The 11,912-nt window shown below is 58.5% G+C and carries 9 protein-coding genes; 5 read left to right on the forward strand and 4 right to left on the reverse strand.

Features of this window, described 5'->3' with window-relative positions:
* Positions 1-4: 4 nt before the first annotated feature.
* The gene (locus N902_RS0106875; RefSeq protein WP_027370337.1) at positions 5-1,048 is read right to left on the reverse strand and encodes a hemolysin family protein; all 1,044 of its coding nucleotides are present in this window, start codon (positions 1,046-1,048) and stop codon (positions 5-7) included.
* Positions 1,049-1,212: 164 nt separating this feature from the next.
* Here N902_RS0106875 and N902_RS16825 point away from each other — a divergent pair, with 164 nt between their 5' ends.
* Positions 1,213-1,821 carry a D-glycero-alpha-D-manno-heptose-1,7-bisphosphate 7-phosphatase gene (locus N902_RS16825; RefSeq protein ID WP_034622090.1) on the forward strand — a complete coding sequence of 203 codons (609 nt, stop codon included), beginning with the start codon at positions 1,213-1,215 and terminating at the stop codon, positions 1,819-1,821.
* Positions 1,822-1,839: 18 nt separating this feature from the next.
* A complete protein-coding gene (locus tag N902_RS0106885; RefSeq protein WP_027370338.1) occupies positions 1,840-3,111 on the forward strand; it encodes a DUF401 family protein in 1,272 nt (423 codons plus the stop codon).
* A gap of 41 nt (positions 3,112-3,152) precedes the next feature.
* On the opposite strand, the gene N902_RS16830 is transcribed toward N902_RS0106885, so the two are convergent.
* Positions 3,153-4,010 carry a glycerophosphodiester phosphodiesterase gene (locus N902_RS16830; RefSeq protein WP_051564398.1) on the reverse strand — a complete coding sequence of 286 codons (858 nt, stop codon included), beginning with the start codon at positions 4,008-4,010 and terminating at the stop codon, positions 3,153-3,155.
* A gap of 447 nt (positions 4,011-4,457) precedes the next feature.
* Positions 4,458-6,869: a phosphoenolpyruvate synthase gene (gene ppsA / locus N902_RS0106895; protein WP_034622093.1), complete on the reverse strand. Its 2,412-nt coding sequence runs from the start codon at positions 6,867-6,869 to the stop codon at positions 4,458-4,460.
* Between the two features lie 207 nt (positions 6,870-7,076).
* Between ppsA and N902_RS0106900 the strand changes: the two genes are divergently transcribed.
* Positions 7,077-7,370 (forward strand): sll1863 family stress response protein, encoded by a 294-nt coding sequence (locus tag N902_RS0106900; RefSeq protein ID WP_051564399.1) that lies wholly within the window; start codon positions 7,077-7,079, stop codon positions 7,368-7,370.
* Positions 7,371-7,416: 46 nt separating this feature from the next.
* On the opposite strand, the gene acs is transcribed toward N902_RS0106900, so the two are convergent.
* Positions 7,417-9,435, reverse strand: coding sequence for an acetate--CoA ligase (gene acs, locus N902_RS0106905; protein ID WP_027370341.1), 2,019 nt, complete (start codon positions 9,433-9,435; stop codon positions 7,417-7,419).
* Between the two features lie 560 nt (positions 9,436-9,995).
* Between acs and N902_RS0106910 the strand changes: the two genes are divergently transcribed.
* Together N902_RS0106910 and N902_RS0106915 are read left to right on the forward strand one after the other, a co-directional pair.
* Positions 9,996-10,853 carry a MurR/RpiR family transcriptional regulator gene (locus N902_RS0106910; RefSeq protein WP_027370342.1) on the forward strand — a complete coding sequence of 286 codons (858 nt, stop codon included), beginning with the start codon at positions 9,996-9,998 and terminating at the stop codon, positions 10,851-10,853.
* Between the two features lie 40 nt (positions 10,854-10,893).
* The gene (locus N902_RS0106915) at positions 10,894-11,859 is read left to right on the forward strand and encodes a TAXI family TRAP transporter solute-binding subunit (protein ID WP_027370343.1); all 966 of its coding nucleotides are present in this window, start codon (positions 10,894-10,896) and stop codon (positions 11,857-11,859) included.
* The last annotated feature ends 53 nt before the right edge of the window (positions 11,860-11,912 follow it).

Consider the following 11,912-nt stretch of genomic DNA (forward strand, 5'->3'; position numbering starts at 1 on the left):
CTCCTTAGGTTTTCCCAGCCGCGTTCTGCAGCCTCTGGCGCTTGCGCCGGGCCAGATCGCGCATATCAGCAACTTGATCGGTTTCATCCATGATTTCGTTGCCCAGGATCTCTTCCAGGATATCCTCCAGGGTGATCACCCCGGCCAAACCGCCGTATTCATCCAGAACCACGGCCAGATGCAGCCTGGATTCCAGAAAGGTGACCAGCACCCGGTCCAGGGTCATGGACTCCAGGACAAAGTGAACCGGCTTCATCAGGTCGCTGAGCTTCTGTTCATACCGGTCCTGGGCCAGGGCCTGCAGAACCTCCCGCCTGTAGACCAGACCGACGATATCTTCCGGATCATCGTTGTCGTACACCGGCACCCGGCTGTGAGGCCAGACATGCTGTCCGTCCCAGACCTCGGATACAGTGCTCTGGCTGGGCAGAGAAAAAATAACCGTGCGCGGGGTCATGACCTGACGCACGGTACGGGTATCAAGAGCCAGGATGTTTTGAATGGACAGCTCTTCGAACCGTTTAAGCACCCCGCTCTTGCGAGTCAAGCTGGCCAGGGCCAGAAGGTCTTCTTCCGAATGCTCCGGGCTGTCCTGATTGCGGCCGATGAAGTACACCAGCAGGCTGATGGCCTTGATCACCGGCTTCATGGCCAGGACCAGAAGATTCAAAGGCCGAGCCATGAAGACGGCCAGTCCCCTGTTGTACATCACCCCGATGGTCTTGGGAATGATCTCGGACAGGATCAGGATCAGGAGGGTAAAGACCACAGAAAAGACAAGCAGGGAATCGGAGCCAAAGACCACTGCCGCGGATGCGCCGGCAACCGAGGCCCCGACGGTATGGGCGATCGTATTCAGGGTCAAAATGGCCGTAATCGGCTCGTCCACGTTCTCCCGCAGCTTGAACAGCACCTTGCCCGAGGTGCTTCCCGACTGGCGCAGAGTCTCGATGTAGCTCCAGCTTACGGAATACAGGACTGCTTCAGCCAGGGAACACAAGGCCGAAACACCCAGAGCGAGGAGCACCGCTGCAATCAGTGTGATCATATAATGATGGGAAAACGTGTGTGCACAACCCTGAAAAGGGCGTATCGCCCGTCGAAGGCATCCAGCCCCTCGATTGGCCAAAACATATCAGAAGCCTATCCGGCCTGCAACACAGCCGGCCTTTGCTGTGTTTACTTCCTCCCGACCCCTTGGTACACAGGCCTATGCCCACTGCTTCATCAGTTTGCAGCATCCTCCTGGACCGGGACGGAACCATCATCTACGACCGGCACTACCTGGCCAGTCCGGAGGGGGTCCGCCTTTTGCCCGGGGCCGCACAAGGACTCCGGGCCCTGTCCCGGGCCGGATTCCGCTTGTTTGTGGTCACCAACCAGTCCGGTGTGGGACGAGGCTATTTCTCCAGACAGGACTTCTCCCGGGTCCAGGCCGCGCTGGAGGACAGACTCCGGGAGCACGGCATCGTCATTGACGGCCATGCGGTCTGCTTTCATGCCCCGGACCAGGGCTGCGACTGCCGCAAACCCGGGACCGGCCTGTGGACCAGGCTGGCTGCCGAGCACGGCCTCCAGCCCGGCACAAGCCTGATGATCGGAGACAAAGAATCCGATATCCTCTTTGCCCGCAATGCGGGCCTGCTGGGCTCCATTCTGATTGCCTCCCCCCAGGGTCCGGGGCCTGAACAGAAACAGCCCTGCAGGGAGGAATCCGGATGGGGCGGGCATCCGTCGTGCATCGCTTTTGACCTGGCGAGTGCCGCGGCATGGATTCTGGGCCGGCCGGAGGCCCCCGGGGATGAAGGAAAAACACCTTAATACGCTGCTATGATAAATATGGACGCACCACTGTTTCTTCCCGTGCTCAAGGTCGGCGCGGCTTTTGCCCTCATGCTCCTTGGAATCCGCTTCAGGCTGGGCATAGGTCTCTCCATCCTGGCCGGCAGCCTCATCCTGGGGCTGAGCTTCGGACTGGGGCCGATAGACTGGGCCGCAACCGCAGTTTCGGCCCTGGCCGCCCCCCAGTTCATCCTGCTCCTGGTTATCATTGAAGCCATCATGATCCTGAGCCATCTTTTGGAGACCAGCGGTCAGAGCCAGAAGATCATGCACACCCTGTCCAGGCATCTGAAATGGCCCAGGCTCCGCCTGGCCTTTTTCCCGGCCCTGATCGGGCTTTTGCCCATGCCCGGCGGCGCCGTGTTCTCCGCTCCCATGGTCAAGTCCGCGGCCCGCGAATTCTCCCTGACCCCAATGCATCAGACCCTGCTCAACTACTGGTTCCGGCATTTATGGGAGCTGATCTGGCCCATGTATCCGGGCATCATCCTGGCCGCTTCCCTGAGCAGCACCTCCCTGCTGCAGTTCATCGGGCTCACCTGGCCCAGCTTTCCCATCTGCATCCTCTTGGGCTGGATTTTCTTTTTGCGTCCCCGGAAAATGCCCCTCCCGCAACAGGCCTCTGAATCCGCCCCTCCTGACGGGCACAGCGGGACCTGGTGGGACACCCTCCCCCTGGCCCTGGCCGTGGGGGGAACCCTCGGCCTTCAGGGAGCGATCTGGGTCGCTGATATCCCCGTGCCCTCAGAACTGGGGTTCATTTTGGCCCTGGTCCTTGCGATCTGGGCCTGTCTGCGCCAGAACCGGCTTAAGACTGCCACGGTCTGGCCTCTTCTGGTCAAGAAGCACTTCCTCCAGATGCTCTTTACCCTGGTGGCCATCTTCGTCTTCAAGGATGTGCTGGATACAAGCGGTGTGGTCCGGGAGTTGGCTCAGGGCACGGGCAGCGCCTCGGCCCTGGTTCTGATCAGCGTTTTCCTGCCCTTGGTGGTGGGAATGATCTCCGGAATCACCCTGGCCTTTGTTGGGGCTACTTTTCCGCTCATCGTGGGCATCCTGGATCACCTGGGGCTGGAAAACAGGCTCGCGTATCTGGTTTTGGCCATGTTTGCCGGATACGCCGGGGTCCTGGGCTCCCCCCTGCATATCTGCTTTCTGCTGACCTGCGAGTTCTTCCGGGTCAACCCTTTCGCTGCCTGGCTGCGGATAATCACTCCCAGCGTCCTCTTCCTGGCCGCCGGCTGCGCCTACTTCTGGGTGTTGGTATAGGCCTGGACGGACATCCCTGCCCTGCGCATCCTGACCCCAACCTAGACCGCAGCCGGGACAATCCGGAGGGTGTGCATCCGCTGGGGGACATCGGTGATGATCCCGTCCACGCCCATGGCCTGCAGCAGCCTCAGATCCGTGAGCCTGTTCACTGTCCACACATTGACCGCAATTTCCGCCCCCCGGCAGGCCCTGATCAGATCCGGGCGGACCAGGGTATGCTTGGGGTGATAGGTCGTGGCCTGGATGCTCTGCAGACGGTAGATGACTTGGGGGTGGACAATGCTGTCCACAAAGGCCAAATGGAACTCCGGCCCCATGGCCCGAACCGCCTCCAGGGTCTCAAAGCGCAGGGAGGAAATAAGGACCTGATCCACCAGGTCCATGTCCCGGATCAATGCGCACACCCGGTCCACCAGGACCTGATTCCGCTTGGGGCCCACGTCCTTGAGCTCCAGGTTGATCCGCCACCCGCTGGCCTTGATCAGCCCCAGGGCATGCTCCAAGGTGGCCAGGTGCAGGCCCTTGTAGCTTTCCATCTCTTGCGCAGGGATCTTCCCCCCGCGGATGCAGCGGAAAGGATCCTGGGCCAGGAACCAGGAGCCGCAGTCCAGGCGCATGAGCTCCTCCAAAGTCAAGCTGCCCACCGCCCACGACCTGCGGCCCTGAAAATCGGGGACTTCCCGGATATTGCTCACCCGTTCCAGGACCTTGTCATGGATCAGCACCGGCACGTCATCCGCTGTGAGCCGGACATCCACCTCGCACATGTCAGCTCCCACGGCGTGGGCCTTTCTGATAGCTTGCAAGGTGTTTTCCGGGGCCATGGAGCGGGCCCCTCGATGGGCAATGGTCAGCACCCCGGCTTTTCCCTGCTGGGGCAAGAAGAATGTTCGCATGAACACCCCTGCTTTCTAATAAGGATAGGATATGAGCGGATATCGCTCGTCTCAGGCCGAAGGGGTCTCTTTCCGAGACGCCGGCGACCACTGGCCCTTGTGTCTTGTCCCGGCCTCCCTGTCAAGCTGCATTTCACCGCCCGGCATCCTGGACTCTATCTCCCCGGCTCTTCGACACAGAAGGTGGAATTGCATACATAAGAGTTTGCCGTTTCTTCTGTGTGCCGTAAGCGACAGGCCCGCACATTTTCTTGGTCCCGCCAAAAGGGGGAAACCAGGCACTCACATGCATGATATGCTCAGTCCATCTGAAGGCAATGTCCATCATGTGAGTGCCTGGAGGGGGCAGGGATCCCCCTTTGGCGGGGCTTAGAAAATACCGGGGCGAAAGTGGGCACACAGAAGAGATGGCAAACTCCAAAAATCCACAGACTACGTCGAAGAACCCTATCTCCCCGGGCTGTGGCCCATCTCCTTCTCTATGGCCGCCACCCGCTGCATAACAGGAAGCACGCTGTCCGGGTTCAGGGAGATGGAGTCGATCCCTTCCCGGACCAGGAAGGCGGCAAATTCCGGATAGTCGCTCGGGGCCTGGCCGCAGATGCCCACCTTGCACCCCGGGGCCTTGGCTTTTACGGTCTGCAGCAGGGCGCTGATGCTCCGTTTGACGGCCTCGTCCTGCTCGTTGAACAGGTGCTTGAGCTGTCCAGAGTCCCTGTCCACGCCCAGAATGAGCTGGGTGAGATCGTTGGAACCGATGGAAAAGCCGTCGAATCGGCGGGCGAACTCCTCGGCCAGGAGGACATTGGATGGGATCTCGCACATGACATAGATCTCCAGCCCGTTTTCCCCCCGGGAAAGCCCATTCCCGGCCATGACCTCCAGGACCTTGTCCGCTTCGGCCAGGGTACGGCAGAAGGGGATCATGACCACCACGTTGCTCAGACCTATCTCCTCTCTGACCCGCTTCACAGCCCGGCATTCCAGGGCAAAGCCCTCCCGGTACTCCTTTGAATAGTACCGGGAGGCCCCCCGAAACCCGATCATGGGGTTGCTCTCATGGGGCTCAAAGGCCCGTCCCCCGATCAGGTTGGCGTATTCATTGGTCTTGAAGTCGCTCATGCGCACGATGACCGGATAGGGATACTGGGAAGCGGCGATCTTGGCGATGCCCATGGCCAGATTGTCCACAAAATACTCTGCCTTGTCCGCATACCTATAGGTGAGCATTTCGATGTTCGCCCTGGCCGTTCGGTCCTCAAGCTGGTCAAAGCGGAGCAGGGCCATGGGGTGGATCTTGATCACATTGTTGATGATAAACTCCATCCTGGCCAGGCCGATCCCGTGGCAGGGCAGCCGCCACCAGCGATAGGCGGCTGTTGGGCTGGCGATATTCATCATGATCTGGGTGGCTGTTTCCGGGATGTCGTCCAGACTGACCTCGCTGATTTCATAGTCCAGAATGCCTCGGTAGACCACACCCTCCTCCCCTTCGGCGCAGGACATGGTCACCTCGTCCCCTGGCTGCAAGACCTGGGTTCCGCTCCCGGTGCCCACGATGGCCGGAATACCCAGCTCCCTGCTGACGATGGCCGCGTGACAGGTCCGTCCTCCGTGGTCGGTGACGATGCCCGCTGCCTTCTTCATGATCGGGACCCAATCCGGGTCGGTCATCTCCGTGACCAGAATGGAGTCGTCTTCAAAGCGTTCGATATCCGCGGCCGAGGCGATCCGGCACACCCTCCCGGAGGCAATGGCATCCCCGATGCTCAGTCCGGCGACAATGGGCTCCCCCCGCTCTTTGAGACGGTAGTGCTTCAGGCTGGCCGCTCCCCGTCTGGACTGCACGGTCTCCGGCCTGGCCTGGACCATAAAGATCTCCTTGCTCTGCCCGTCTTTGGCCCATTCCATATCCATGGGCCGGCCGTAATGGTCCTCAATGGCCTTGGCCCATCTGGCCAGCTGCAGGATCTCGTCATCGGACAGGACAAAGGACTGCTTTTCCTCCGCTGTAGTCAGTACATTCTTGATCGATTTCGTCCCCCCGTGAGCGTAGACCATCTTCTGTTCCTTGGCCCCCAGGTTCTTCTCCACTATGGGCCGGCATCCGGGGTCTGAGAGCAGGGGCTTGAAAACGCGGTATTCATCCGGGGTGACCGTCCCCTGGACCACGTTCTCCCCCAGCCCCCAGGCGGCATTGATGATCACGGTATGCGGGAAACCGGTCTCGGTATCTATGGAAAACATAACCCCGGACCCGGACAGGTCGGAACGGACCATTTTCTGCACCCCGGCGGACAGGGCCACCTGCAGGTGGTCAAAGCCTCGTTCCTCCCGATAGCTGATGGCCCGGTCAGTGAACAGGGAGGCAAAGCACTTGCGGATGGCCTCCAGGAGCTGACTCTCACCGCTGATGTTCAGAAAGGTCTCCTGCTGTCCGGCGAATGAGGCCTCGGGAAGATCTTCTGCGGTGGCGCTGCTGCGCACGGCCACATCCACGGCCTGGGTCTCGTACAGGGCGCTTAACTGCCTGTAGGCCTCGGTTATGTCCGCAGCGATCTCCTCCGGCCAGCTGAACTGGAGAAAACGGGTCCGGATCTCCCGTCCGACTGCGGACAGGGACTGTGTTCCGTCCCGCAGCTGGGAAATGCCTTGAGCGACTGTGTGATCCAGCCCATTGGCCCGGATGACCTGCCAGTACATGTCGGCCGTGGTGGCAAACCCTTCCGGAACCAGGATCCCCTCTCCCTTCAGCTCCTGGATCATGGCCCCCAGGGCTGCATTCTTGCCTCCCACCCGGCCCACATCGTCCATTCCGGTTGTACCCAGCCAGCAAATATTATCCTCTTGTGTCCTCATCTCTTTGGGCTCCTTCTCCCAGCCCCGAAGGGGCTCGCCCCATACGAGGATGGTGGATTTGGCTTCTCAGCTGTCTGAACCGGCGAACACGCATATTCCCATCTCATGTATAGCAGAAGCGGATGCGGGGGTCGAGTCTTCTTGACAACTTCCCGGCCTTTTCGCATAAGGTATATTTTACCCAAAACCGCAACCGGGAGTTGAAACATGCCCATGCGCAGCAGAGAAGAATATATTCAGGACCTGAAAGAAAAGCTGGACGAGCTGAACAGCACCCTTGATCAGCTGCAGGTCCAGGGCAAGCTGGCTCAGATGGATTCCAGACGGGAATACGAGGCTCAGGTGGAGAGGTTCAGGGCCAAACGGGACGAGATCCGCGAGCAGCTGAACAAGATGCGGGACTCAAGCGAGGATGCCTGGGAGGACTTGCGCAAGGGAGTCGATCAGGCCTGGACTCATCTCAAAGACGCATTTTCCCAGGCCAAATCGCATTTTGAATAACAATTCCCCGGCCGGCGGGCTTTAAGGCCCGCCGGCCGGGAGGTCTTTACCCTGATTGAACCTGGCGCCGGATTTCTTCCACCACCTGAGGATTGGCCAGGGTGCTCACATCTCCCACGTCCTTGTTGGAGGAGATTGAGGCCAAAACCCTGCGCATGATCTTTCCGGATCTGGTCTTGGGCATATCCGGAACGATATACACATTGGAGGGCTTGGCTATTTTGCCCAGGACATCGGCAACAGCGTCCGAGACCTTCTTGGCCAGATCGTCGCTTGGGTCATAGTCCGGCTTCAGCGAGACGTACAGCTCCGGCACCGCACCTTTTATCTCATCGGTCACGGCAACCACTGCGGCCTCGGCCACTTCTTCCGCCGCCAAGGCCGCGGACTCGATCTCCTTTGTTCCCAGACGGTGGCCCGAGACATTGATCACGTCGTCGATCCGGCCCAGGATGCGCACGTAGCCGTCTGCAGACATCACCGCCGCATCCCCGGCCATATAGGGCCAGTCCCTCCAGTCCGTGCTGTTCTTGTCACGGCAGTACTTGCCGTAGTAGCTGTCTATATACCGCTCCTTGTTCTTCCAAATGGTCTGGAAGGCCCCGGGCCAGGGGTTTTTAATGCACAGGTTCCCGGCCTTGCCTTCTCCGGGCTGGATCTCGTTGCCCTCGTCGTCGAGTATCACCGGATGGATGCCGGGCAGCCCAGTCCCGGCACTTCCCGGCTTCATAGGCTGGATCCCGGGCAGGGTGCTGCACAGGAAGCCGCCGGTCTCGGTCTGCCACCAGGTGTCCACGATCACCGCCTTGCCCTTGCCCACAACCTCGTAGTACCAGCGCCACACTTCCGGCTCGATGGGCTCGCCCACGGTGGTCATATGCTTAAAGCTGTAATTGTACTTGGCCGGCTCATCCCCGCCCACCTTGCGCAGGGCGCGAATAGCTGTGGGCGAGGTGTGGAAGATGTCCACGTCGAGTTCTTCTGCTATGCGCCAGCACCGGCCGGCGTCGGGGTACGTGGGCACGCCTTCGTAGACCACGGTACTGGCCGCCACAGCCAACGGGCCGTAGACAATGAAGGAATGGCCGGTGATCCAGCCGATATCAGCCATGCACCAGTACACGTCCTCGGGATGGATGTCCTGAACATACTTGGACATCCAGGCCACATAGGAAAGATAGCCGCCTATGCTGTGCTGGCATCCCTTGGGCTTGCCGGTGGAGCCGCTGGTGTACATCAGAAACAGAATGTCTTCCGCAGGCATGGAGGCCGGGGCAATCTCCTGCCGCTTATACTTTTCAAGGAGCTGGTCCACAAAGTAGTCCCGGCCCTCGACCACTGGTGCGGAGGACGAATAGGTCCCGGGATAGCGTCTCCAGACCAGAACCTTGTTCACTTTCTGCCCCTGCTCTTCGGCCGCCTTGACCGCCTCATCGGCATTGGCCTTGTGGTTTAAGAGCTTGCCGCTGCGGTAATAGGCGTCCATGGTGATCAGGACCTCGCTTTCCGAATCCCAGATCCTGTCTCCACAGGCTTTTCCGCTGAATCCGGCAAAGACCTGGCAGTGAATGATGCCCAACCTGGCGCAAGCCAGCATGGTAATGGGCAACTCCGGGGTCATGGGCAGATACAGGGTCACCCTGTCTCCGGCCTTGAGCCCGCAGAAGTCGCGAAGCATGATTGCAGTTTCATTCACCCGGCGATACAGCTCCTGATAGGTGATATTCTGAACCGGCTCTTCTTCCAGCTCAGGGACAAAATGTATGGCGGTTTTATTTTTATAGCTGTCCAGATGTCTGTCCACACAGTTGTAACATGCGTTCAGCCTTCCACCCACAAACCATTTCCAGCATGGGGCATCACTTGTATCCAGTGTTGTGTGCCAATACTGGTCCCAATCCAAGAGATCGGCAAACTCCTTATAGCATTCTGGAAAGTTATCCAGGCTCATCCGGTCGAATATGCCTGGATCAGTAATATTGGCCTGGCCAATAAATTCAGGATTCTGATAATAGTATTCTTCCTCCTGCCAGTGCGATTCGTAATGCCTTTCCTGAGATGACATAATCCCTCCTTTTGTTTTTCTTATGCCATATGCAAAACAGCATACACACTATGCATTATAACAATGCATAACATGAAATGCATGCCTTTTTTTGTATTTTGGAAAGTTTTTACATATCAGCACCTCTGTGTCAATAGATTTGTAGATTTTTATTGCCCTCTCTGACCTGGAACATCTCCCTAAGCGCTCGAGTTCACACCTTCACAAAACAACTCAACGGATTTACCATTTAACATCCTGCAATACCTGCCTCTTGACCTGGATAGTTTGCATGACGCCCTCAACACCACCTGCGCCCCACTGGTCAAAGTTCTTAATTTCACAAATCCAGGCCGGGGTAAAGGTTCAGAACTCCTTGCCACAGCTCAGGAGGGGAATTCTCTTTCCTTAAAAAGGGAGCATTGGGTTGACAATTTTCATCCCTCATGCAATAAAATTTGCAAATTATACATTTAATGAAAATTTTCTTTCACTTGGTCTCAACGGTCCTGAGCCTAACCAATTGAAACACCAGCCCTTCGTATTGAGGATTGAGACTCCCCCGGTTGAGGTTCATTGATATGGGCACGCTCTCCACCATCCTGGCCGAACGTTTTCCGGGATTGACCCCCAGTCAACGCAAAATAGCCAGGCATATCCTTCATCACGCCAACGATGTCCTGGTCTCTACCCAGGCCCAGCTGGCTGCGCAGGTGGGGACCTCGGAGGCAACAGTGTCCAGATTCATCCACTTCTTGGGCTTCTCCCGATTCAATGCATTCAAGGACGCCTTGGCCCGAGAGGCGTTTACCGACTTCAGCACCACCCGCCGCCTGGCCGACTCACCGGACAGACTGCAGGGCTCCGTCCTCTCCACAGTCCTCTCTACGGACATGGACAACATCCGGGAAATCAGCTCCTCCCTGACCGAAGAGACCTTTCAGGAAGCGGTCCGGGCCATCACTCAGGCGAACACCGTATACATCCTGGGCCTTCGTTCCAGCTATGCCCTGGCCTTCTACCTCTTTTTCACCCTGCGTTTTTTTTCCTCCACATCCAGGCTGTTGAAGCCGGACGTGTGCGACCTGCCGGAGCAGGCCATCGGGGCCGGTCCGGACGATGTTCTGATCAGCATCAGCTTCCGCCGCTATACCCAGACCACCATCGATTTGACCGGAAAACTGAAATCCAAGGGGACAAAGGTTGTGGGCCTGACCGACAGCATGCTCTCGCCCCTGGCTCACCTGGCCGATACGCCTCTTATCGTCTCCACCGCCGTGCCCAGTTTTTTTGAATCCTATACCGCGGCCATGAGTCTGATAAACGCCCTTTTGGCCGCGGTGGCTCTGCAAACCGGGAACAGTGCCCTGCACGCCCTGGAGCAGATGGAATCAGCATTTGAGGACTTTGATACCTATTCTCGCGACGAGGCCTTGTAAGGCGCTTTGCGCCTGGACCCCAAACCTGCAGGAGGATGCTATGAGCAAACGTTTTCTGTGCACGCCCCTGATCGCTGGACTGGCACTGGTTTTGGCCTCCGGCCTGGCCTGGGCTGGAACCACCTTTTTGACCATGGGCACTGGCAGCCCTGGAGGGGTGTATTACCCTCTCGGCGGGGGCATGTCCGTGGTCATCCAAAAGACTGTGGACGGTATCCGCTGTGCGGCCGAGTCCACCGGCGCCTCCGTGGAAAACAGCCGCCTGGTCGGGCTGGGAGACACGGATATGGGCATGGTCATGGGCAGCGTGGCCTATAAGGCGGTCCACGGCCAGGACCCGTTTCAGGACTCCTATCCCCTGGTCGCTCTGTTCCAGATGTACCCGGCACCGGAACACATCGTGACTACCACCGATTCGGGGATCACCTCCCTGGCCGACCTGAAAGGCAAGAAGGTATCCATCGACGTGCCCGGCAGCGGGTGTTCGACCATGGCCAAGGTCATCCTCCGCGAGTACGGGTATGACCTGAAAAAAGACCTGGAGATCGCCCACCTGTCTCAGTCCGAATCAGTGCAGGCCCTCAAGGACGGCATTGTCGACGCCTGCTTTTTCAACTTTGCCTACCCGGCTTCAGCGGTCATGGACCTGGCTGCAACCCGGGACATCGCCCTGGTTCCAGTCGGCGAGGACCTGGCCGACACAATCGTTGAAAAGTATCCCTACTACCTGAAGACCACCATCCCGGGCGGAACATATGATGACGTGAGCGAAGACGTCCTGTGCATCGGCGATTCCAACGTCATGGTGGCCAACAAGGACATGCAGGAAGATCTGGCCTATAGAGTGACCAAGGCCATCTTTGAAAATGTGGATCAGGGCAAGCACGCCCTGGTGGATATCCATCCCATTGCCAAGCAGCTTACGCCCCAGAATGCGGTCAACAGCCCCTTGGATCTCCACCCAGGGTCAGCTCGATACTTCAAAGAACAGGGCGCCCAGCCTTAAAAGCCTCATAAACCGGCAGACCAATCCGGCAGGGTAGGCCTGCCCTGCCGGAT

The sequence above is a fragment of the Desulfovermiculus halophilus DSM 18834 genome, from assembly GCF_000620765.1.
GTDB classification, from domain to species: Bacteria; Desulfobacterota; Desulfovibrionia; order Desulfovibrionales; family Desulfothermaceae; genus Desulfovermiculus; species Desulfovermiculus halophilus.

Excerpts from the sequence above, each read along its gene's own strand:
- ppsA (WP_034622093.1), bottom strand. The coding sequence starts at position 6,869 with ATGAGGACACAAGAGGATAATATTTGCTGGCTGGGTACAACCGGAATG.
- N902_RS0106910 (WP_027370342.1), top strand. The coding sequence starts at position 9,996 with ATGGGCACGCTCTCCACCATCCTGGCCGAACGTTTTCCGGGATTGACC.
- N902_RS0106885 (WP_027370338.1), top strand. The coding sequence starts at position 1,840 with ATGGACGCACCACTGTTTCTTCCCGTGCTCAAGGTCGGCGCGGCTTTT.
- N902_RS16830 (WP_051564398.1), bottom strand. The coding sequence starts at position 4,010 with ATGCGAACATTCTTCTTGCCCCAGCAGGGAAAAGCCGGGGTGCTGACC.
- N902_RS16825 (WP_034622090.1), top strand. The coding sequence starts at position 1,213 with ATGCCCACTGCTTCATCAGTTTGCAGCATCCTCCTGGACCGGGACGGA.
- N902_RS0106915 (WP_027370343.1), top strand. The coding sequence starts at position 10,894 with ATGAGCAAACGTTTTCTGTGCACGCCCCTGATCGCTGGACTGGCACTG.
- N902_RS0106875 (WP_027370337.1), bottom strand. The coding sequence starts at position 1,048 with ATGATCACACTGATTGCAGCGGTGCTCCTCGCTCTGGGTGTTTCGGCC.
- acs (WP_027370341.1), bottom strand. The coding sequence starts at position 9,435 with ATGTCATCTCAGGAAAGGCATTACGAATCGCACTGGCAGGAGGAAGAA.
- N902_RS0106900 (WP_051564399.1), top strand. The coding sequence starts at position 7,077 with ATGCCCATGCGCAGCAGAGAAGAATATATTCAGGACCTGAAAGAAAAG.